General features: G+C 53.1%; 20 protein-coding genes. 7 read left to right on the top strand and 13 right to left on the bottom strand.

What is annotated here, in order from left to right; genetic code table 11:
• Positions 1-147 precede the first annotated feature (147 nt).
• Positions 148-459: a thioredoxin family protein gene (locus GO013_RS09155; RefSeq protein WP_163810454.1), complete on the bottom strand. Its 312-nt coding sequence runs from the start codon at positions 457-459 to the stop codon at positions 148-150.
• A gap of 163 nt (positions 460-622) precedes the next feature.
• Positions 623-3481, bottom strand: a complete 2859-nt coding sequence (locus GO013_RS09150) for a sigma 54-interacting transcriptional regulator (protein ID WP_163810357.1) — start codon at positions 3479-3481, stop codon at positions 623-625.
• A 149-nt stretch (positions 3482-3630) separates the two neighbouring features.
• Between GO013_RS09150 and GO013_RS09145 the strand changes: the two genes are divergently transcribed.
• The 3 genes from GO013_RS09145 to GO013_RS09135 all read left to right on the top strand — a co-directional run bounded on the left by GO013_RS09145 (position 3631) and on the right by GO013_RS09135 (position 5200).
• Positions 3631-3870 (top strand): hypothetical protein, encoded by a 240-nt coding sequence (locus tag GO013_RS09145; protein WP_163810355.1) that lies wholly within the window; start codon positions 3631-3633, stop codon positions 3868-3870.
• A gap of 195 nt (positions 3871-4065) precedes the next feature.
• Positions 4066-4440 carry a response regulator gene (locus tag GO013_RS09140; protein WP_163810353.1) on the top strand — a complete coding sequence of 125 codons (375 nt, stop codon included), beginning with the start codon at positions 4066-4068 and terminating at the stop codon, positions 4438-4440.
• A 214-nt stretch (positions 4441-4654) separates the two neighbouring features.
• Positions 4655-5200: a peptidylprolyl isomerase gene (locus GO013_RS09135; protein ID WP_163810351.1), complete on the top strand. Its 546-nt coding sequence runs from the start codon at positions 4655-4657 to the stop codon at positions 5198-5200.
• A gap of 62 nt (positions 5201-5262) precedes the next feature.
• Here GO013_RS09135 and GO013_RS09130 read toward each other — a convergent pair whose 3' ends face one another.
• From GO013_RS09130 to GO013_RS09120, 3 genes are all read right to left on the bottom strand, one after another.
• Positions 5263-7194: an AMP-binding protein gene (locus tag GO013_RS09130; RefSeq protein ID WP_343219557.1), complete on the bottom strand. Its 1932-nt coding sequence runs from the start codon at positions 7192-7194 to the stop codon at positions 5263-5265.
• Positions 7195-7410: 216 nt separating this feature from the next.
• Positions 7411-7737 carry an AzlD domain-containing protein gene (locus tag GO013_RS09125; RefSeq protein ID WP_163810348.1) on the bottom strand — a complete coding sequence of 109 codons (327 nt, stop codon included), beginning with the start codon at positions 7735-7737 and terminating at the stop codon, positions 7411-7413.
• Positions 7722-8432, bottom strand: coding sequence for an AzlC family ABC transporter permease (locus tag GO013_RS09120; protein WP_163810346.1), 711 nt, complete (start codon positions 8430-8432; stop codon positions 7722-7724). The genes GO013_RS09125 and GO013_RS09120 overlap by 16 nt, the downstream gene beginning before the upstream one ends.
• A 138-nt stretch (positions 8433-8570) precedes the next feature.
• Between GO013_RS09120 and GO013_RS09115 the strand changes: the two genes are divergently transcribed.
• The 3 genes from GO013_RS09115 to GO013_RS09105 all read left to right on the top strand — a co-directional run bounded on the left by GO013_RS09115 (position 8571) and on the right by GO013_RS09105 (position 11535).
• Positions 8571-9998: a PLP-dependent aminotransferase family protein gene (locus tag GO013_RS09115; protein ID WP_163810344.1), complete on the top strand. Its 1428-nt coding sequence runs from the start codon at positions 8571-8573 to the stop codon at positions 9996-9998.
• A gap of 80 nt (positions 9999-10078) precedes the next feature.
• Positions 10079-10984: an EamA family transporter RarD gene (gene rarD, locus GO013_RS09110; protein WP_163810342.1), complete on the top strand. Its 906-nt coding sequence runs from the start codon at positions 10079-10081 to the stop codon at positions 10982-10984.
• 122 nt (positions 10985-11106) lie between these two features.
• On the top strand, positions 11107-11535 hold the full coding sequence (locus tag GO013_RS09105; RefSeq protein WP_163810340.1) for a response regulator: 429 nt from the start codon (positions 11107-11109) through the stop codon (positions 11533-11535).
• Positions 11536-11540: 5 nt separating this feature from the next.
• Here the strand turns inward: GO013_RS09105 and GO013_RS09100 are convergent, their stop codons facing one another.
• The 5 genes from GO013_RS09100 to GO013_RS09080 all read right to left on the bottom strand — a co-directional run bounded on the left by GO013_RS09100 (position 11541) and on the right by GO013_RS09080 (position 18204).
• Positions 11541-11948, bottom strand: a complete 408-nt coding sequence (locus GO013_RS09100) for a rhodanese-like domain-containing protein (protein ID WP_163810338.1) — start codon at positions 11946-11948, stop codon at positions 11541-11543.
• Between the two features lie 91 nt (positions 11949-12039).
• Positions 12040-13050 carry an electron transfer flavoprotein subunit alpha gene (locus tag GO013_RS09095; RefSeq protein ID WP_163810336.1) on the bottom strand — a complete coding sequence of 337 codons (1011 nt, stop codon included), beginning with the start codon at positions 13048-13050 and terminating at the stop codon, positions 12040-12042.
• 11 nt (positions 13051-13061) lie between these two features.
• Positions 13062-13871: an electron transfer flavoprotein subunit beta gene (locus GO013_RS09090; RefSeq protein WP_163810334.1), complete on the bottom strand. Its 810-nt coding sequence runs from the start codon at positions 13869-13871 to the stop codon at positions 13062-13064.
• Positions 13872-14081: 210 nt separating this feature from the next.
• Positions 14082-15923, bottom strand: a complete 1842-nt coding sequence (locus GO013_RS09085; protein WP_163810332.1) for a 4Fe-4S ferredoxin — start codon at positions 15921-15923, stop codon at positions 14082-14084.
• Between the two features lie 169 nt (positions 15924-16092).
• The gene (locus GO013_RS09080; RefSeq protein WP_163810330.1) at positions 16093-18204 is read right to left on the bottom strand and encodes an acyl-CoA dehydrogenase family protein; all 2112 of its coding nucleotides are present in this window, start codon (positions 18202-18204) and stop codon (positions 16093-16095) included.
• Positions 18205-18703: 499 nt separating this feature from the next.
• On the opposite strand from GO013_RS09080, the gene GO013_RS09075 reads away from it, so the two are divergent.
• Entirely contained in the window at positions 18704-20404 is a 1701-nt protein-coding gene (locus tag GO013_RS09075) for a Na+/H+ antiporter NhaC family protein (protein WP_163810328.1), read from the top strand.
• Between the two features lie 78 nt (positions 20405-20482).
• Here GO013_RS09075 and GO013_RS09070 read toward each other — a convergent pair whose 3' ends face one another.
• From GO013_RS09070 to GO013_RS09060, 3 genes are read right to left on the bottom strand one after another with little or no spacing between them, the layout of a single operon-like run.
• On the bottom strand, positions 20483-20962 hold the full coding sequence (locus GO013_RS09070; RefSeq protein ID WP_163810326.1) for a GNAT family N-acetyltransferase: 480 nt from the start codon (positions 20960-20962) through the stop codon (positions 20483-20485).
• Positions 20963-21805 carry a DNA polymerase III subunit delta' gene (locus tag GO013_RS09065; protein WP_163810324.1) on the bottom strand — a complete coding sequence of 281 codons (843 nt, stop codon included), beginning with the start codon at positions 21803-21805 and terminating at the stop codon, positions 20963-20965.
• A 15-nt stretch (positions 21806-21820) separates the two neighbouring features.
• A complete protein-coding gene (locus GO013_RS09060; RefSeq protein WP_163810322.1) occupies positions 21821-23086 on the bottom strand; it encodes an adenylosuccinate synthase in 1266 nt (421 codons plus the stop codon).
• Between the last annotated feature and the right edge of the window lie 77 nt (positions 23087-23163).

Genomic DNA, 23163 nt, shown 5'->3' with positions numbered 1-23163 from the left:
CCATACCATATATCAACATAAAAAGTCTTCATCTCTATCCATCCCAAGCCTCTCTTTCCTGTCAAGCACCGCCGCTGTGCCACAACACCCAGACAAAAAAAAGGCGCCCCCTCAAAAGGTACGCCCATTATTCCACTCTCTCGCCGGTTATGCGTTAGAAGCAACCGCCATAATAAAATCATCCAACGTTTCACCATCAGATTCCCCGATCAACCGATCAACTTCCCGCCCTTTATCAAAAAGCACAAACGTGGGCGTGCCTTTAACTGAAAATTGATCCTGCGCCGTGTCCAGATAATCCGAATCATATAAAAAACACTGCACACGATTTCTATGAATCATGGCCATCTCACTCACAATGCCAATCTGTTTCGCGAAGCGCTCATTCCGTTTAAGAAATGCGACAAACACCGGTTTTTTACTCTGGGACAAAGTTCGATCAACGGTTTGAGGCTCCATGACCCTGACCGTTAAAAAGCCCCTCTCATACCCGCCCTGTCGAGTCTCACTGGAGTATACTTGTCTCTTTTCCATAATGGACACACTCTAGCAAGCAACTCCGAAAAACGCATCATATCATCCCGTTATAATGGTTATAAATAGCAAATGACGCCGAGACAGATCACATTCCCCACGCCTTGAGCTTGCGATACAGGGTCGCCCGATGAATCCCCAATTGCCGTGCTGCCCGGGCCTTGTTGCCATGAGTCTGCTGAAGGGCGGCAAGGATGTCTTCCTTGCCCGGCTTGCGCAAAAAGAAGGTCCCGGTAGAGGGGGGAACAGCTTCCGATACCACAGCGGGACGGCTGACCACATCGCCCATCAAATCCTTTCGGATATGTTTCAACGTCACGATTTTTCCCGGAGCGAGTATACAGGCGTGTTCAAGAGCATGACGCAATTCACGGATATTGCCGGGCCAACTGTATCCCATGAACAAATCCATGACCTCCTGCGAAACACCTTCAAAAAATTTGCCAAAATGGTCTGAAAAAAACCGAAGGAAATGATCGACCAACAAGGGGATATCTGCCTGCCGTTCCCTCAGTGGAGGGAGGGTGATGGGCATGACATTCAACCGATAGTACAAATCTTCCCGAAAAGTGCCCTGCCGAACAGATTCCAGCAAATCGACATTGGTTGCCGCGAGGATGCGCACATCCGCTGAATAGGTTTTGGACTCACCGACCCGTTCATATTCCTTCTGCTCAAGAAAACGGAGCAATTTGAGTTGAAGCAATGGAGAAATATCACCGATCTCATCCAGAAAAAGCGTGCCGCCCTGAGCCGCCTGAATCCGCCCGACCTTGTCCTTGACGGCCCCGGTAAAAGCACCGCGCACATGGCCGAACAATTCACTTTCGAGCAGGCTTTCCGACAGGGCCGAGCAGTTCACCTTGACCAATGATTTCCCGGCCCGAGTCCCGCCATAATGCAGGGCCTCGGCCACAAGCTCTTTGCCGGTACCGGATTCTCCCAAAATAAGGACGCTCGATTCCAGCGAGGACAATTGTTCCAGCAATTGATACATATCCTGCATGGCGGAACTTCGCCCGACAATGCCTCGAAACCCGTGCCGCTGTTGCAACTGTTTTTCCAGATCAGCGACGTGTGACACGTCCCGGACCACCAAGACAGCGCCCTTGTGTTGTTTGCCCTGATCGACCAGGGGTGAACAATTGATTTCCACCATACGCTCGCCAAGGTCTCTGATGGCCAGCTCGATCTCATATCCTCGCACGGGCTTGTCGGTCTTCAAGACCTGTTTCAAAACACCGACACAAGGATTTCCGGAATCCTCGACCAGATCTTCCAAGTTCAGACCGCGCATCCGCCCCCGATCAAATTTGAATAACGACGACGCCGCCCTGTTGGACGCCATGATAACCATATCACTATCCACGGTCAGTATGGCATCGGGGATGGATTTAAACGTGGCCACAAGGTTCAGACGATACTGTTCCTTTTCCGTATTAGCTTGTTCCAAAGCGTCCAAGGCCTGTTTACGCTCCGTCACATCACGGCCAACGGCCTGCACCTTGATCGCGGTTTTCCGATCGTTGAACACAGCCCGATTGGTCCAGTGAATCCATCGCGATTCACCATCGTGTCGCTTTAAGGCTATCTCCATGTCAAAGACGGGATTGTCCGGAGAAACCGTACTCAACCAATCGGTGATGGCATAACTGCCCGCATCCTTGTGGCGAACAAAAACATTTGAGCCAATAGCATCGTCCTCATCTTCACCGAAGAACCGGGCATACGCTCCATTGACAAAACTCAATGTCCCATCGACCTTGAAACGACAAATCAATTCGGTCTGATCCTCAACAATCGCTCGATACAGCCTGGCTCCTTCACGGAGGGCCTCTTCGACCACCTTGTGCCGGGAGATATCCTGCCCAGACAACACACACATCGACCGACCATCGTTGACATAATAACTTAAGGACAACTCGACCGGGAAAAAGGTCCCGTTTCCCCGCCGGAAAGATTCATAAGAAATTCGTTTGACCCCGGTTTTCATGGCATTCATGGTCCGATCCGGGTGATCCATCACGGTTCGAATATCTCGACCACAGATGGACTCGATATCCCCCCCCAACATCCGAGCCGAGGCACTGTTGCAATCAACAACCATACCACTTTCCCGATCAATCAACAGGATGGCATCAACCGCCCCATCGAACACGCTCTGATACTGTTTCGCGGCCTCGGCAACACCCGGAGCATTCCGCCGTTTGGCTGAAACATCCCGAACTGAAAGCACGAACCCGGTCACCTCCCCACTGACCACAAGCGGTGTGACGCAGGATTCCACGAAAATATCGCCCCGTTTTTCTTCAAAACGAACAGGCCGCATCAATCCTCGGGCCTCGGACAATGCCCCGGCCTGTCGCTTGGCAAATCGCTCGGGCAAAACTCCCAGATACTCCCTGCCAACAGCACGTTTGATAACGGGATCGATAAACGCGTCCACAAGGCCACCGGACTGCACTATGAGACCGGCTTCATCCAGGACAATAAAAGCCCCATCATCCGAATCAAACAGGGCTTGGGTCACACGCTGTATCCGCATCATTTCGGCATGACGTCGCCGAGCCTGCACACGCTCCCTCTTGGCGATAACTCCCAGTCGGGCAATCATTGTGAGTTGCGATCTGTCAACAGGTCTTTTCAAATATGCCAAGGCATGTGTCGCATCGACCGAGGCCATGGGATCAGCGCATGTCGCATCCATCAACACAATGAGCGATACCTGAAACCCCAACCGCTCGGCTTCGCCCAACAAAGGACATTCTTTCTTTCCACACAATTCAGAAGCCACAAACAAGACATCCGGCTCCTGCCGCGCCATCAGTGCCGACGCCGACGTCAGGCTGGACGCCGCCCAGACCTGATATCCATCGGCGACAAGGATCTCTTGAATCGCCGTTCGTATGGCAACATTTTCATCAACGACAAGGATAGTCGAATTCACAACATTTCTCCTGAAACAGTCTCATACAATCCACACAGCACATTACCCAGTCCCACTCTTATGCTCAATGGTTTTCCTGTTCATTTTTCATTTGGCTGTGTATAGGTGAAGACATGGTGGATTTCTGTTCTGGCAACAAGGAGGAGCATATGTCTTTGACTGAAGCAGATCTGCCGGTAGATGTCGGCCATGGAGAAATGATTACAGTCGCCGACGGGACCACAATCCGTTTCGAATCCAATGGAGAAGCCAAAAACGTCATGGTGAATGATGGATTCGAACCGGCGTGTACGCTCTTTCCCGGCAATGACTACACCGTGGAAACCAGCAGCGGCAATTATCAGGTCAGTTGTGAGTTTGGTGACTGCATGCACGTTAAAAAACTTTAAATGACAACCGCGCCCGACGACACCGGCTTCGGGCGCGGTTCTTTTTTTGTTGAATGAGAAGTCAGCTTTATACGGTACTGGCCTTTACTTTTTTTCATGACCTGCTACAGTCAAAGGTGAATGACTTCTGTCTGGTCATTCCTGAATGAGATCGCTCTGCATCAGTGATGCGTTGTGTGAGACAAGGAGAAAATCATGGCCAAAGTTCTCATAGCCGAAGACGACAGGATTTCACAAAAACTGGCTGTCAAAATAGTTGAAGAGCAGGGGCACGCCGTTTTTGTCAGCCCCCATGGCAGGCACGCTTACGAAACATTGATACACAATGATATCGACTTGTTGCTGACAGATATCATGATGCCTGAAATGGATGGACAACAACTCATCAAGACCCTCCGTGCAGACCATCGATTCGTCAATCTTCCCATTATCATCATGTCTGCCGTGGTCGGCATCAACGACATCTCGAACCTGCTCCGACTCGGAGCCACCCTATTTGTCGCAAAACCCCTCGATCGAAACGAACTTCTGACCTATCTTTCACGCTATCTCCCCAAAGACATCCCCTAACCCAGTCCGGTACACACCACCCATTCAAAACTCTCTCAGACAGGGAACTTTTTCCCCAGTCGATGTCCAGTTGGTCCGAACAGGGTGCAGCAGGCTTCCATTCCATACAAAAAATCGCTATTTCCAGACACGAAAGCCCGTGCGGGAACGTCACAATCATGTGACCGAGCACGCCAATGCACAAAGAACCTTTTAACCTGACAACGGATATATTATGAAAACTTCCCTGAAGGCACTCTGTGCCTTTGCCCTGATTTCCCTGCTCACCCTGTCCGCAGCTTCCGCCGCAGACTTGGAAAACACACTGTATCTGGACCTCAAGGATGGCCGGGTCGTCATTGAACTTCGACCTGATCTCGCGCCCCAACATGTGGCCCGCATCAAGGAACTGACCCGCATGAAGTTCTATGATGGCATCGTGTTCCATCGTGTGATTTCCGGATTCATGGCCCAGACCGGCGACCCGACCGGCACAGGGCGTGGCGGATCAGGCCAGAATCTGCCTGCGGAATTCACCGACACCCCCTTTGAACGGGGAACCGTTGGCATGGCTCGCGCACAAAGCCCGAACAGTGCGGACAGCCAATTTTTCATCTGTTTTGCTCCAGCTCCATTCCTCAACGGGCAATACACCGTTTTTGGTCAGGTCACGAGCGGTATGGAATTTGTGGACGCCATCAAAAAAGGCGCTGGACGAAGCGGTTCAGTTCAGGATCCCGACGCCATCGTGCGAATGCAGATTGCCGCAGACGTCAAGTAATCCAACACTCCATAAAAAAAAAGGCGCGCCACCACAGTGACGCGCCTTTGTACATAAACGTTTTACCGATCCAGATAAAAGAATCGTTTGATTTTCTGGGTAGGAGTCTTTTCAAAGGGTTCCATCTGTTCGATGACCCGATGCAAACGAGCAAAAGATGAAACCTTGGAATTCACCTCTTTGCGAATCCCTTCGAGCAATTTCTTCACCTTGGCACGAACCTCGGACTCGATCAGCTTCTTGACGTCAAAGGTCTTGTCCAGCGTTTCATGATTCAAATGGATTCTGGCCACGACCTTCCCATCACTTTCATAGACCATGGATTCGACCACATGATCACATTCGTTGATGATGGATTCGAGTTCCTCGGGATAGATATTTTCACCACTGGGACCAAGAATCATGTTTTTCAATCGACCCTTGATATACAGATAGCCATCTTCAAATTTCCCGAGATCGCCAGTCTTGAGCCACCCATCTTCAGTGAAGGTGTTTTTCGTGTCCACAGGCGCCTTGTAATACTCATGCATCACGTTTGGCCCTTTGGCCAGAATCTCGCCTTCCCCTGTTTCCGGATCGGGATCGGCGATGACGATCTGCACTCCTGGAACCGGCGGACCAATAGCCAGAAGGAGTTGCGCATCGGGCGAGGCTCCCGCCAAAAGCGGTGACGTCTCGGTCATCCCATATCCAACGGCATACGGCACTTCCGCATCGATGAGGAACTGTTCAACTTCTGGCGAAAGCGGAGCACCACCAATACACATGCAGCGCAACTCCCCGCCAAAGGCTTCAATAAGCTTTTTACCCGCTACCTGCGAAATCTTCCGCCGAGTGGCTCCAAGCTTCATCAGTCCACGCATCACACCAGAACCCTTCAATTTGTTCTTGATACGGCTCTTGTAAATTTTCTCGATGATCAACGGAACCACACTCATGGCTGTTGGCCGAACCTTTTGCATGGCAGGCAACAGGGTCTTGGGAGTCGGCGGTTTTTGCAGATAATAGACAGAACTCCCACTCATGAGCGGAATGACAAGCCCAATGGTACACTCATATGTATGGGCCATAGGTAAAACAGACAGGAATCGATCGGTCTCGAAAACCGGGACGACCTGCACACCCGACAGACTGTTCTGCACCAAGTTGCGATGCAGCAGAACCACTCCCTTGGAATGGCCCGTTGTCCCCGATGTATACAAAATCGCAGCCACGGATTCTTCGGTCAATTCAAATTTCTTCCCCGTCGTACGATCAATCAGTTTCCGTGCGGAATCACTGAATCTATCCACCTGTTTTTTGGCGGAACCACCGATTTTCTCCACTTTTTCCAAAGCGGTATCACTGAACTTCTCTACCTTTTCCAAGGCAGATTCACTCAATTTTTCAAGCCTTTCGACCTTGTCCCTGGCAGCTTCGCCAAAGTGCTCCATACGGTCTTTGGTGGAATCGCTGAGTTTCTCCCGAGCGGCCTCACTCAGGTGTTCCATCCGCTCCATGGCGGCTTCGCTGAACTGTTCCAGACGCTCCCGAGCAGCCTCAAGGGCATCGGAATAGGAAGTGGCTTCGCCCTCGCTATTTTCAATGGAAAAATCATCCATGACCATCACGGTCTTGAGTGCGGAAAAATCTTCTTCCTCGACCTTGTGCAAATACCGTCGAGACGCGATGACCATCGTGGCTTCGGAATGGCGCAAAATATGATGAACGGCGCTGGGGTGAAATTCTTGCAAAATGGGAACAGCGATGGCCCCCATCGTGGTGATGGAAAAATAGGTAACAGCCCAATTGGGCATATTTTCGCCAATAATGGCGACCTTGTCGCCCGGCTTGATACCAATATGCCTGAACAATGTCTGCAAATCGAACACGTTCTGGCCCAATTGCGCATAGGTCATTGGCTCTCCGCCCACAAAAGCGAGTGCCGGCCGTTCCGCATACTGCCGGACTGACACGTCCAACAGATCTTTCAAAGTTTGTATAGGATCGCTCACATACCCTCCCGGTAACTGGACACAATAAGACGCACCTCTCGTGCGGTTTTGAGTGAATACCATGTTCCAGCACGGGGTCAAGCTCGAGAAGCTATAAACAGGATAACGAATATCACCATTCGTTATTCAAAAAAAATCCTCTCAAATCGAAGGGTCGAAAAACAGCGACATAGAACCGCCATTCCTCGACCCAGAAGATGGAATTCGTGAAGGGACTTAGCCGAAAAAGTATCTGGCTCCAGCCACCAACGCCATACCCAATGCCACGGTGCCAAAAAAACTCCGCGTCTTCCAGGCCAGCAAAAATGCCGGAATAGCGGCCCACAAATAATAATTATCCGGCCCGAAGTGCAGATGCATGTCCTTGAGCAACAGGGACGGGAATAACATGGCAGACAATACCGCCACTGGCACATACGACAACCAGCGAATCACAGGCATCGGCAACGAACGAGACGCCAAGGCCACCATGGGCAGTGCCCTCGGGACATACGTGACAGCCATCATGCCGAGAAAAATGAAAAAAACTACTTTTTGGTCCATGATTCCACTCCCACGCCAAAGGTTGCACCAATCACCGTTGCCAGAATGACACTCCATTGATCTGCCCCGGCCTGCACGAGGATAACAGCCATCAACCCGGAAAATCCCGCAACCAACACATGCATCTTGTTCTTTGTCTGCATAATCAACAAAGCAATGAACATGGCCGGTAATACGTAATCGATTCCCAACGGTTCCACATCTGGGATGGACGCTCCGGCCACAAAGCCAATCCACGAAGCCAGAATCCAGGATGTATGCGCAAGACAATTAATGCCGAAACAGGTGGTCTTGTTCAAATCGCCACGGGTGAACCGGACCGAATGAACCGCAAAGGATTCATCCGTGATCTCGTAGGCAAACAAGGCCAACTCCCACTTTTTCCAGGTCTTGAGATTCGGAGCGAGCGACGCGCTCATGAGCAGGTGACGCAAATTGACCACAAAGGTCGTTGCGATAATGGACAATGGTGCCATGCCTGCGGCAAACATGCCGACCGCGATCAGTTGTGCTGATCCCGCATAGACCAAGACCGACATGAGCACGGTATTCAGCATGGACAGGCCCGCCTGATGTGCCAGCACTCCATAGGCCGCACCAACTGGTATATATCCCATGATAATGGGCGAAACCTGCTTGATCGCCGACATCATGGGCGAGTCCATTTCTTTTCCAGCCACAGCTTCAATCGTCATCGTGATTTTCTCTCTGAATGTTTGTCGAGTCATAACTCGAGTAATCTGCGGTATCCGCACCTTGCAGTAAAGCGGAAAAGCTGTAATCAGTACAGATACAGATAATATTAAAAAGAGGCATAACAGATTGAGGTCCCCATGAACGCATATCGCTACCAAGCCGTTGAAAAACATATTTTGTCGATGATCGACTCCGGTGCGCTGGGGTTGCAGGACAAACTGCCTTCCCTGCGAGCCCTCAGCAGCAAGACAGGCGTCTCGATTTCAACAGTGAATCAGGCATACCTTGAATTGGAACGCAAGGGATTCATCGAGTCACGCCCCCGATCCGGATTTTTCGTGTGTCGTGAATCCGCCCGACTCCCTCGGACCGAAAAAAAATCAACGCCCATGGACAGCCCTCGGCCCGTGACTCGCAGTGGTCTCATTCAAACGGTTTTGGAATCCGTGGGCAAAGAAGGGACCGTCCCGCTGGCCGTGGTTGCTCCGGGCCGAGAACTCCTTCCACTCAAGGAATTGGGACGGATCACGGCATCCATCATTCGAAACGAACCGGGCCGGGCCATGGACTATGCTCCTGTTTCCGGTGATCCGCGTCTTATCAATCAAATCGCGTACCGTTCCATGGAACATGGCATTGCAGTTGCGCCAGACGATCCGATCATCACCGCAGGCTGTCTCGAAGCCCTGTACATTTCACTCCGGTCGGTCTGCCGTCGGGGAGACACTGTACTGATCCAGTCTCCGACCTATTATTGTTTTCTCCAACTGCTCGAAACATTGGGTCTCCGCGCCATCGAGATCCCGTCGTGTCCGCAAAACGGCATTTTGCCAGAAGCCTTGCACCACGCCCTCACCATGTTTGACATCGCAGCCTGCGTTTTTGCTCCCAATTTCAACAACCCTGATTCCAGTCTGACATCGGATGCCCGAAAAAAAGAAATTGTCGCACTCCTTGCCGCCCGTAATATTCCACTGATCGAAGACGATGTTTCAACCGATCTCCACTTTGGATCGAAACGACCAGGCACATTCAAGCAACATGACACGAAAGGACTGGTGCTCTTGTGCTCCTCGTTTTCAAAAACCATTGCACCGGGCTATCGAGTGGGATGGATGCTCCCCGGACGATTTCGACAAAAAGCCCTTGAAATCAAGGCCACGACCAATGTGTCCTCTGCCTCCCTGTCCCAAATGGCCATTGCGGAATACCTCCGGCAGGGCCGAATGGATCGTCATCTCAAAAAGCTCAAAACCGCGCTGGAAACGCATCTGGACATCATGCAATTGCATCTGGAACATCATTTCCCGACGGGAACCAGAGTCACACATCCGCAGGGTGGGGGCGTACTCTGGCTGGAATTGCCTCATGCCATCGATACTGTCGAATTATTCTTTCAGGCTCGGGACCACGGAATCGGCATCGCACCGGGCGCGATTTTCTCCACACAGGACAAATTCTCGAATTATATCCGTCTCAGCTACGGAATTCCATGGACTGACACGGTCAAAAAAGGCGTGCAGACACTCGGGGACCTCACACACGCTTTGTGCGACACGCCATAGTAAGTCACCCGCCCTCCCCTTTACCTCAAAGGACAATCAGCGTATTCCCCTCACCTATCGGGAGTTAGCCAAAAGACATCATGCCAAATCACCATTCCACACCGTCATCCAACGGTTTCTTCGCGGCTCTGGCCGCATTTGTCGCTTGGGGATTGCTTCCGATCTATTGGAAATCCCTTGCCGTCGTGAATCCATTTGAGATCCTCTGCCACCGCATCGTCTGGTCGTTGGCTTTCATCACCGTGGTCGTCACCATTCTCAAAGGATGGAACACGACCTTTGCGTCCATGCGGTCACTCAAGGACATCGGCATCCTCGCGCTCAGCAGTCTCACCATCGGCGGCAACTGGTTTCTCTACATATGGGCGGTCAACACCGGCCATGTCCTTGAAACAAGTCTGGGGTATTACATCAATCCGCTGGTCACCATGCTTCTGGGATTCGTTTTCTTCCGAGAACGGATGAAGCCTTTACAAGTCATCGCTATTGGCCTGGCAGCCCTCGGCGTTGCCAACTCCATTTTCAGCTATGGTCACTTCCCGTGGATATCCCTGACCCTCGCCATCTCGTTCGCCTTCTACGGATTGCTACGAAAAATCGCGTCCGTGGAATCACTCCCCGGGCTATTTCTGGAAACGTTGATACTCACCCCGATCGCCCTGGGCTATCTGGTCACAATGCAACTGGACAATTCCGCGTCTTTCCTCGCTGTCAGTCCAAAAATCGACCTGCTCCTCATCGGTGCCGGAGCCGCAACTGCCATCCCGCTGATCGGGTTCGCCTATGGCGCACGCCGTCTCCGATTGACAACGCTGGGCATCCTCCAATACTCCGCCCCATCGCTCACCTTTCTCCTCGGCATCTTTGTCTACAAAGAACACTTCACATCGAGCCATCTGCTGACGTTCGCCCTGATCTGGGCCGGACTGATCGTGTATACGGGAGAATCAATCTGGACCATGCGCAATCATCGTCACACATCATAAAAGTTTCCACATAAACAGGTCAAAAAGACAGAACCAGGACAATAAAGCGTCCCTTCCTGTGGATTTTTTCTTTCAGATATGCGAAGAAATGTCTCAAATCCCCAAAAGGAGCACCTTGTATCATGTCCAGGTCTGCCGAGAATTCCACAGAAAGCACTCTCCCGTCATCTCCGAGCACCATTCTTATTGCCGAAGACTCCGAAAGCAACGCCATGCTCTTTTCCCTCTATTTCAAAGGCACAAAGTATATTCTTGATTTTGCGCAAAACGGCAAGCAAGCCGTGGATAAATTCAAATCAACGACCTATGATCTCGTACTCATGGACATCTTGATGCCGGTCATGGACGGCTGGCAGGCTACTGAGGCCATTCGCTCGTACGAAACGGAAAAAGGATTGTCACCTTCTCCCATTGTCGCGGTCACGGCCAATACCTTTGAAGAGGATCGCCAAAAATCACTCAATGCGGGCTGTACTGATTTTCTTCCCAAACCCGTCAGAAAAGCCGCTTTGCTGGACTGTGTGGCCCGCCTGACCCACAGGTCTCCCTAAAAAAACTATTTGTCTAGTGGCAGTCCTTTTTTCGTCCAGTCCTCAATACCATGCGCCAAATGCCAAACCATGGAAAAACCCTGTCGGTGCATCAGTTTCAATGCAGAAGTACTCCTGTTGCCCGTTCGGCAATACACGAGATACTGCGCGTCCCGGTCCAATCCCTCCAGCTGACTTTCAAACAATTTCCCCTGATAATCGATATTCACGGCACCTTGAATGTGTCCGGCCTTGAATTCCGCAGGAGTGCGGACGTCAAGGACAGTCACGGCAGCCCCAGACTCAAGGCGGGCCTGCGCGGAAACAGCGTCGATGTTGACATACCCGTCCGGCAACGACGAATTCAAGTTCACAAAAAAGATGGCAACAAGGGCACTCAGAATAAGGACTGAAACAATCTTCTTGATCTTCATGACACGTTCCTCACTTCAACAGGTCTTGTTCACGAAAAAAGCCGCACCCGAAAAACGGGTACGGCTTGTGATATAGCACTATTCGCTGGAATTAACCAAGCAACTCGTTCACCTTTTTCATGATCTCGAATGCGTCGCCGACGTACAGGACATCGCATTTGCCCTGTGCCCAGCCGCAACTCGCATCGGTATTGATGGCACGACGTTCGTTGATGAAACGCCAACCGACCACATGCGGTTCTTCACCATGACAACACGTTGCCAATCCCTTGGCATGTCGCGGAGTCGAACCGGTCTGACCAACCTGATGCATGTGTGTCAGGAAAGAAATGATCGCGCCACCTTCTCCCGAGATATCCACCAAAGATTTGGAGGAACCAAGCGAACTCTTGGTGCCTGTCAGAAAATCCATGATGGTTGTTTCAGCCACATCCACGTGGGTTGCGCCGTCGGCCTGTTTTTTGGTCCAACCAGCTCCGGCGACAAGCAGCATCTCGGCATCAGGCCGGATGGTCTGCTCGTCTTCGGACACGCATTCAATTCCCGCCACCGTGGTCCGCACACCGGACACGTCCACCGCCACAGGCGTCACTTCAACAGCACTGGCTCCTTCAAACGCCGCAGCGCAGCCGGAATCAATGGTCATCACCCAAGGACGTTCGTCACGAGTGAAGGTACCTTCCATGCGCTGCCGGTAGAACCACCGCTTGGCAACAGGCTGACCGTCAACCACGTCCAGACCGGACAAATGGGTATCAACCCGACCATTCAAACGAACAGCCAGTCCGGGCACGGCTCGGCTGAAACGGGACGTGGCCGGAGCCACCACGATTTCAGCAGAACACGCCGTGGACAGGGCCTCGGCAGCGGCAACGTCAGAAGCATAACGCGCATCCGCGAATTCTGGACCGGCCACACCATAAAAAGAAGCACCGCATCCACCAATGGACTCGGCTGCCCCGGCAATATCGGCACCAACCAGGCCGACAGCCAGATCGGTTCCCAATCCATCGGCCAGGGATTTGGCAGCGGTCAACGCTTCAAGGGCCGATTTATGCAGGGAATTGTCACATTCAGTATGAGCAAGAAATAAAACAGTCATGTTCGTCCCCCCTAACCCTTGATCCATTCGACGAGTTCTTTCGCCACTTCTTCAACGGGAACGTCCTTGACCACGCGAGTCTCACGACGTTGTTGCGGCACGTCCACAGCACTGAATTTCAAGCTGGTTCCAGACAGATCGGCAGGCTTGGCCTGTTGCAACGCAGGCATGTTTTTCTGCATATTCTGCATACCAATCTGCGGGTTGTTCGGCGGTTCGGGCAAATCACCAGTGGCCCAGCCCAGTACAGCCGGAGCAGCGTCCACCACGGACTTCTGATACGCGCCGCCTTCGATGCGTTCCAAGACTTCAAGAGCCCCATCGTCGCCAACAGTCAGCTTATCAACACCCTGAAATTGTTCCGTCATTCCGAGCATTTCGCCGACCATCTGCATCACGGCACCAGACCCGCGAGACGCGGACTGCCAGCCACCGAACAACAGCAGCTTCGACATATCCAACCCGGCGATACCCTGAATGGTCTCCGCAAGGGTTTTGGCAGTTTCGAAACCATCCTCGAAACCAGAGGCCGAACCATCGGCCACGACCAACTGGAAGGGAGCCTTCTGCGACACGGCCATCATGACCTGTTGCAATTTGGCCTTGGGACCAAGGCTGACCAGCCAGACCTGACTTCCGGGATGTTTTGCCGCCAGATCGGCAGCTTCATACAAGGCATGGCCCGCCCACGGATCAAGAACCGCAGGGAGCATCATTTCATTTTGCAGGACAGGACCATTGGGACCATCCTGAGGGGCGAGCGTTTGCAACGGGTCCGGGACAATCGAACCGCAAACCACAATGTGGAATTCATTGCTCATTCAGTTTCTCCTTGGTGTACATGGCGACACTCGTTTTTCTCATGCCGCCCGATCTATGCCTTTGGCGGCCCTATAGCGAGTCGCTCTCGGCGGGACCAAAGCCCATTTGAAGAAAGGGACTTTGGACGCTCCAAAACTTTTCTGTCACTTTACGAAAAAGAATTCGCAAAGGGGATGCTCTCAAAATCACTTTCACGCTGTGTCTGTATCCTAATTTTCCGCGGAATGCAGCCCTCCAGAGCCACCCCGGAATTGCACATTGGTCCGTTCCGGATCTTTATAATTGGATTTGCTGCAATTCCACATGCACGCACCGCAGTGCACACATTTCTCTCGATCAAACAGCGGCACCCCGCCTTCGGGATTGGTATCAATGGCCTGACCGGAACATGCCTCAATGCAGAGCTGTTCCCGACATGCGGCACACGTCGCGGGATCGGCAAAACGCACATGATCGGCATATCCGGGATTGGCCTGGACCTTGCCGCCCATGAGCAGTGCATCCTGCTGGGAAACCAGAAGCGTGCCATCCAGCGGAATCTCGGGCCAACCGACCCGATCCATCAACGCATCATGCAGGCTGGAGCCTTGCTTGGCACACGTTTCCCGAATCGATCGAATCTCGCTCTCTGAAATAAAGTCCTTGTAATAATCCTCAATGGTCGGAATCCGGTCCTGCGGTCGAATCTGTTTGCCAGGCATGTTCAGCACCCCTTTGGTCAAGCCGGTAAGCCCCATGCCCATGAAGCCCCGTACCACCGATTTGGTGAATCCTTCGCGGGCCTTTTCCGCAGCCACGGCCTCTTCTTCCACCCAGGATGCACGCCGTTTGGCCACGTAGGTGGCTTCCAGATTCTCCTTGGTGAATTTCTTGCCGTCCTTCAGCAATTCAAGCACGGATTCACCGAGCTGTACGCCGGTGGCCCATGCTTCATCAACACCGGAACCAGACAGGATATTCGTTGAACCGGACCCTTCGCCGATACGGGCAAAACCATCGCCACAGAGGATCGGTTCACCGCGTCGGCCGGATTCGTTCAAGGATTTTGCGCCCCAGGAACGCATGGTGCCGCCTTCAAGATGCTTCCACAAATACGGATGCATCATCCAATGCTGCATGTAGCGATAGGCGGTCCGCACCGGGTTGTCGAACCATGACGGCACAAAAATGCCAAGAGAAGCCACATTGCCGGGATACACATACAAAAAGCCGAAAATTTCCGGTTCGGGGTAGCCGATCGTGTGCAGCACGGTCCCCGGCTCCCATTCACACCCTTCGGGCAAATCAACCACACATTTCATGCCCACGGCCCATTCTCGCTGGTGATTGCCCGCTGGCAAACCGAGCTGTCGGTCAAGATGCTGACCCACAGGTCCGACCGGACCGTCGGCAACCACGGTTAAAGCGGCTTTCATGTCCATACCGGGCATGAAACCGGCACCGGGCGTCCCATCTTTTTCCACGCCCTGATCGACCATGCGCACGCCAGTGACAGCCTTGCCCTGCATGAGCGGCTCCGCCACCGGGCTGGACGGCCAGACCTGAGCGAGTCCGGTTCCCATCAAATTTCCACCGATCCATTGATTAAATTGACCGAGCGAAAAAATCATGCCCGGATGTTTTTCCAAAAACGGGGGAATGTACGGCAATTCGAACGCATCGTCCTTCATCCACCGGGACAGAAGCTTGTCCGCCATTTTAAAGGCAATGGGACGACGACTGGCTCCGACCGGGTCCTTGAGATACAACACTTTTTCCTGTGTGACCTCGTGGGCCATGGGAATCTGCGAAAGATCAAGGTCGGGGAAACTGGCCGAGATGGACCGCCCTTTGGTGACCACGCCGGACACGCCAAACCCGATGTCGTCGGCACGTTCGTAACAAATCACCTGCGGCGGCATCCCGGGCATGGCCTTGGATTCGGCCACCGGGGTTCCGTCTTCGTTCATCAGGCCACGGGTCAATGTGGTCAAAAAACCGCCCGCAGCCGGACCAAAGCCGACGCAGACGATATCAGTTTCCATTGCTGCTCTGGGAGTTTCATCACTCATACAAATGCCTCCGACGGCTCAAGCCTCCTGGGACAGGACGCTTGGAAATATCCGAAACCGTGGCTGTCGCCCAGCACAGATACTGGCGTGCGAACAGTCATTCTTTCACTGAACTATCAATAAAAAACGAGGGGAAAATGTTTTCACATTTTCCCCTCGCAAACATGATTTAACCAATGGGATAATCGAGCGCTTCCGGGATCATGACCTCGGTCAGGGCATGTCCGGCACGATCTTTCGCCATGCGAGACCCTGCCATGCACATATCGACCTTGGCCTTCAATGCGCGGAAATCAACCAGATCTTCACGACCGGCACATGTGGACTGGCCACCTGGTTCGGCAGCCGGCTGGTTACACGAACAGGTGTTGAATCCGTAGACCAGTTCGGTGCAGATACGAGCGACTTCACCTGCGGCACGGGCGGCCTGAATATGACACAGATCCTTGTAGAATCCGGTCAGATCATCAAGCCCTTCAGCCAGCGTTGGAGACATGGGACCCTTTTCGATCAATTCCATGACATCCATGGCCAAATAATAGGGTCCAAGCAACCAGCCAAGCGCATCGGCCATGGCGAACGTCACACCTTGGCGTTTGTTATGATACAGCTTGCGGCCATCATCATCCTTGGCGGTCTTGAGATGATTGAGCGTCCACTGCCACAGCTCCATGGCCGAGGCAATGACATATCCACCCAAACCGGGTACCTGCTGACCAGCGGTCTGCATCTGTTTCACCCAATTTTCCATAATATGCTGGAAAACATCCGATGTCATGGTCATGGTCAGATGACGACGCTGCACGGCTTCCGGCCCTTCGTAGGTCGCTTCGAGCTGGCAATCCGTCCACTTCTGCATCAGGAAACCGGGGCAGTCTTCGGTGATACCGTATCCACCGACCAACGCCACGGCTTCTCGCATCTTGTTGGCACCTTCGCCGGTATTCCACAGCTTGACACCGGGATTAAGCACACCGGCCAGGGCTTCCATATAGGCATACTGGACCAATGTGTCGGACTGCAACTCGGCATACCGGACCTGATCGCGCTCGGCTTCCGGGGTGTATTCAAGATCAATGAACTCGAAAACCTGCTCCTTGAGCTTGCGCAAAACGCCCATCTGTTTGCGAACAGAGGTCACGCCTTCCGCTTCGAAATGTGCTTCCTTGGCCTTTTCAATGGGATCAAAACGATCGGCCAGACGGGACGCGCCAAAGGCCAGGGAACACCCTGCTTCGCCGGACGCCCACAGATCGACGAGCCGCTGGAGTGCGTCCTCATTGATCTGAAGCCCCTTGTCAAAACGGGGAGAGCCTTCGGAACAGGCGTCACCACCACGAAACCGATTTCGATGATACCGAATGACCGGCTCCACAGCAGAAATCAGTTTGGCCGAAGTCATCAGCCCAACGGGGATACGGGTCCGGTGGAACACGGCCCCGATAATTTCGGAATGGTTGTATTTGGGAACGATCACGCCATCAACCACATCGTATCCACCGATAATCCGAGAGGCCGGAACCTTGAGATTCAAGACAGGATCACGAGTGGAGGACAGCTGATGCACCATCTTCAAGGTCGGTGCGCCTCGATCGAAAATACCTTCATCGGTATCTTCAAGGATGACCATGAAGGTTCCCTTGATCCGATCGTCATTCGATTCAACGGCAGCGGTCACGAAGTTGGCGAAATCCATGTTGGTGATGAACCGGCCACGCTTGTCGATCTGAAGCATCGGCTCTTCGCCGTCGGTCCAGTCGGCCACGGAGGCCTTGCCGCACAATACGCCGGTATCCACCCCCACGTATGGCAGCGGCTCGGTCAACGCGAATGCGCCACGCCAGATTTCACGGTCCTCGCCCGGCTGGGGAGGGACACATTTGGACATATAATAATCACGCTGTTCGGGAGTGCCTTTCTCATGGATGGGAGCCAACGCCAGATTGGATGCCAACGAGGACGTTGCGGCACCGGCATCGACCCAGGCCAGCTCAAAAGCGACCAGGGCCAGGGCGAAATTCTTGGGGCCTTCGATAAAACCACCCTGATGGGGGTCCATGAACAGTGCGGTCAAACCGGACTGATCGAATGCAGTCAGAAGATCATTTTTCTGATCGGTCCACTCGTGCGTATTACGCGCGCCTTCAGCCACGAGTTTGGCAACCGTGCTGCGGGCAATGGATCGGGCGGACTGCACCGACATCTGGAGGTCGAAACGTTCAGCAAAACGCCACATGATCTGACGAACGTCGTCTCCCGGAAGAGTACGCAGTGTATACATAACTATCTTTCCTGAAAGGTTGATTGAATGCTCTAAAATAGTAATCAGTAATAGTCGGCGACGATAGGCCATTGTCATATTCGAGTCAAAGTCTTTTTGGGATTAAAACGAGCGTTTAAGCGGCTTCCCAGCCTACTACCACACTGTTTTTCAGGTCTGAAAGAGTCATCCGAAGACGCTGATATTCAACAACGAGACACGCTCCTGCTTCGCACCTCTTTCACCATCCGCTGAATATTACAGCACTATTCGCTCACGCTTTCGCCATGAAGGAAACCACATACCGAATGCCAAAACGGACAAACCCCGTCCGTCTCCGCCACCTCAAGAAGGCCCGTCACGACCCACTCTTCACGCAGAGGACTCTTCTTCTTCGGACTTTATATCGACAAGTCCTGATATATGGTCTATGCAAGTGCGCGCAGCGCTCAAAGCATCGCTTTTACCCTGCACCAACCCGATTGTTTTTTGTCTAACTGTTGTTCAAGGAAAGGATTTCATGAAAAAATTTCTGACGCTTACTCTCGGCTGTCTTGCGGTCATGGCCATGTGTGCCGTCCCCGCCATGGCTGCCGACGCCTCCAAAGGCGCAGCCAATGCCGAAATTTTCGGTCTGCTGACGCTGATTCCACCTGTGGTTGCCATTGTTCTCGCGTTCATCACCAAAAACGTCGTCCTGTCACTCTTTCTCGGCGTATTCTCCGGTTGCTTCATGCTTGATATCAGAGGGTGGGACATCTACCACGCCCTGATCGACGCATTCCTGCGGTTTTCCGGCGAAATACTCGGTTCTCTGGCCGACAGCTGGAACGCAGGTATCATCTTGCAATGCCTGGCTATCGGTGGACTGATCGCCCTGGTCTCAAAAATGGGCGGCGCAAAGGCTATTGCCGATGCACTGGTCAAACGGGCAAAGACACCCCGCAGTTCCCAGTTCGTCACCTGGCTCATGGGTCTGTTCATCTTCTTCGATGATTACGCCAACTCCCTGACCGTCGGCCCAATCATGCGCCCGGTCACGGACCGCATGAAGGTCTCCCGCGAAAAACTCGCATTCATCATCGATGCCACAGCCGCTCCTATCGCGGGTATCGCTCTGATTTCAACCTGGGTGGCCTACGAAGTCGGTTTGATCCGTGACGGATACCAGATGATTCCTATCGACGCCAACGCATATGGCGTTTTCGTGGAAACCATTCCATTCCGTTTTTACAACATTTTCATTCTGGTTTTCATCCTCTTCACCATCTGGTTCATGCGGGAATTCGGCCCCATGTACAAAGCCGAAAAGCGTGCCCGGACCGAAGGCAAGGTCATTGCCGACAATTCCACCCCCATGGCAGCCGAAGAGTCATCCAGTCTCGAACCGGTTCCGGGTATCAAACTGTCCATCTGGAACGCGATCATTCCCATCGGAACCCTGATCGTCACCGCATTCCTCGGTTTCTATTTCAACGGATATGGAGCTATTGACGACCCCGCACAGATGGCGGCCATCAAGGCCTCACCGCTGAGCTTCGCATCCATGCGTGATTGTTTCGGCGCATCCGATGCCTCCGTGGTGCTGTTCCAGGCCGCACTGATCGCCAGCATGGTCGCCATAGCCATGGCCGTCATGAAACGGATTCTGCCCATCAAGGAAGCCATCGAGACCTGGGTCACGGGTGTGAAGTCCATGAACATCACCGCCGTCATCCTGTTGCTCGCATGGTCCCTGTCCGGCGTTATCAAGGAACTGGGCACCGCCGTGTATCTGGTCAATGTGTTGTCCGACACACTGCCGCCCTTCCTGCTGCCGTCCATCATCTTTGTCCTCGGATCGATCATTTCATTCGCCACCGGAACATCTTACGGCACCATGGGGATCCTCATGCCGTTGGCCATTCCGCTCGCCTTTGCGCTCCAGGGCGATCCGAACTACGTCATCCTGAACATCGGCTCAGTCCTGACCGGCGCGATCTTCGGCGACCACTGCTCCCCGATCTCGGACACGACCATCCTGTCTTCCATGGGATCGGCCTGTGACCATATCGATCACGTCAAGACGCAGCTCGCGTATGCCTCGACGGTTGCGATCATCGCTGTTGTGGCAGGCTACATTCCGGCTGGTCTCGGAATGCCGGTCTACATCACTCTGCCTGTCGGCATCGCCCTGACCGGACTGGCAGTCCGCTTCCTGGGTAAAAAGGTCGAAGCATAACCCGTTCGACACGACACAAAAAAAGAGCCGCCCGGACCAACTCAGGTCCGGGCGGCTTTCTTTTCACTGCCGAAAAAATTAAAAAGTATACCGATAAAATTTCACATCCACATCCATGACCGGAATCTGTTGCGGCAACTGAGTTCCGGGAATCTCGACAAATCCGTTCTTTTCATAAAATCGGTGCGCGGCATGATACACATCCACAGTCCCGAGGTACACGGCCTGAACAACACGCTCCCGCGCCCAGTCGAGCAGCGTTTGCATCAGAGAGGCCCCCACATGATATTTCTTGCCACGATATGCCTTTTTCACAAACATCTTTCGCAGTGAACACAGCCCGTTTCCGGTATCCAGCAGGGCAATGGTGCCCACCAGTTCATCCCCTTCGAAGGCCAGCCAGAAATTCCCCGCACCATGTTGATAGTATTCCGGGATGGTACGCAAATCCGGTTGATCTTCAGCCGACGTCTCCACACCAAATTCATCGATCTGAATAGACGTAATCAAGGCAACGATCGCCTCAGTGTCATGATTGGAAAATGGAAGTATATGCATTTATTTTACCATCCGTGTGGCCACCCAATCCAACACCATGGCAGGATTGACTGGCACTTGTGTATTCAAGGCTTCCTGGGCCTTGTCGAGCACCAGACCGATCCGTCTCAACGAGGGCAAATCCTGAGAATTGGCTAACGAAACAGACACTGAAGTTCCGCACGAGCCGGACATGGCTTCGCGGAGTTCCCGCTGCATTCCGAGCACCACCTGCATGGCAAGATGTTTGTCCACGGCCCCCTTGGATGAAGTTCGGGCGAACCAGCCTCGGCCAGTTTGCCAAAATGTCACCAAAGCCTGAACCCATTCAGAAACTTCCGGCGAATTCTGACGCACATCTGGCCAAGCCAGCGTGACAACCCAAGACCGGGAAATCAAGGTTTCCAACAACCGTTCCCGTTGCGGAGCGGCAAGGACAAAGACATTGCCGGGACGAGGTTCTTCAAGTGACTTGAGCAACGCGTTGGCCGCTTCGGTCATGAACATCTGGGCTTCGGCAAAAATCGTCACCCGGTAGCCGTCACCATTGGGCGGCTGCCCCCAGGTGGACCGCATCTGCCGAACCGGATCAACCTTGATCAGCCCTTCCCGACCATCAAAAAACACCAAATCATTGAAGGCAAGATCACCGATCTGCTTGCACGCCGCACACTGTCCACACGGGACGGAGCCGGACGCGCAGTTCAACCGCATGGCCCAATACAAGGCAAGGGCGACGCGGGAATCCGCGTCGCCACCTTCGATGACAATTGATTGGGGAGGGTCGTGAGCAATGGCATTGAGGCGTTTAACCGCGTGGTCGTGCCCAACCAGAGCAGCCAGCGGATCACCTTTCAATGACATGTCCTACCTCCAAACTTAAAAGGTCTGTACCCGATCAGGACCAACAGACACGATACCGATTTTCACACCGGAAACCGCTTCAATCCGTTTCAGATACGCCACGGCATTGGCCGGGAGGTCATCCCAACTCCGTGCGCCGGTGATGTCCTCATCCCATCCGGGCATGGTTTCATACACGGGCGTGACATGGGCCAAACCATTCTGTTCCTGCGGCGGATACGCAATTCGTTCGCCGTTGTACTCATACGCGACACAGAGTTTGACTTCTTTCAAGCCGGACAGCACGTCCAGTTTGGTGATGGCCAATTCGGTCGGTCCATTCAATCGGACAGACTCCTTGAGGACCACCAGATCAAGCCAACCACACCGACGTTTCCGTCCAGTGGTTGCCCCAAATTCGTGTCCATGGGTCTGCAAGTAGGTACCGTCTTCCTCGAACTGCTCCGTAGGGAACGGTCCGGAACCGACACGCGTGGTGTACGCCTTGACGATGGCGATGATACGCTCCAGGTCTCGCGGCGAACAGCCCGAGCCGGATGCGGCATTGGCGGTCACGGTATTGGAGGATGTCACGAACGGATAGGTGCCGTGATCGATATCGAGATGGGTGCCCTGCGCGCCTTCGAACAGGACATGCCCCTGGGCTTCCTGAATGGCGGACGACACGTCGCCCAAATAGGGAAGCACTCGCTCGGCCACAGGCAAAATTTCATTGAATACCGCTTCGGCATCCAGAGGTTCTACCCCATACAGATGCTCAAAAAGCACATTCTTTTCCACAAGTGCGGTCGTGATCTTGGCCTTGAGCAATTCAGGATTACTGAAATCTCCGGCACGGATGCCACACCGACTCATCTTGTCTTCATAACAAGGACCGATGCCTCGTCCGGTGGTGCCGATCTTGCCGTCAGAGGACTTGGCTCCTTCCCGGGCCGCGTCCATGTGACAATGATATGGCAGGATGACGTGTGTCTTCTTGCTCACCATCATGCGAGCAGGTGACACGTCCACCCCTTTTGCCGCCAACTTGTCCAGTTCTTCGCAAAAGACAACCGGATCCAAAACAACACCGTTTCCGATAAGGCACTGCTTACCGGGATGCAAAACGCCGGAAGGAATCAGATGCAGAATGCACTGCTCTCCATCGACTACCAAGGTATGACCGGCATTATTCCCGCCCTGAAAACGGACAATCGCGTCCGACTTCTCGGCGAGCATATCAACGATCTTGCCTTTACCCTCGTCCCCCCATTGGGAACCGAAAACCACTATATTGGCCATGAATTGCTCCTTGAATAGCCGGATATCTTGAACCGGCGTAAATTGCGCGCACAAACGGTTATCATCCGTAAGTATAA

The sequence above is a fragment of the Pseudodesulfovibrio sp. JC047 genome (assembly GCF_010468615.1).
In the GTDB taxonomy this organism is placed as follows: Bacteria; Desulfobacterota; Desulfovibrionia; order Desulfovibrionales; family Desulfovibrionaceae; genus Pseudodesulfovibrio.
Note: the sequence above shows the minus strand (reverse complement) of the source record. Positions and strands in the feature narration are given on the sequence as shown.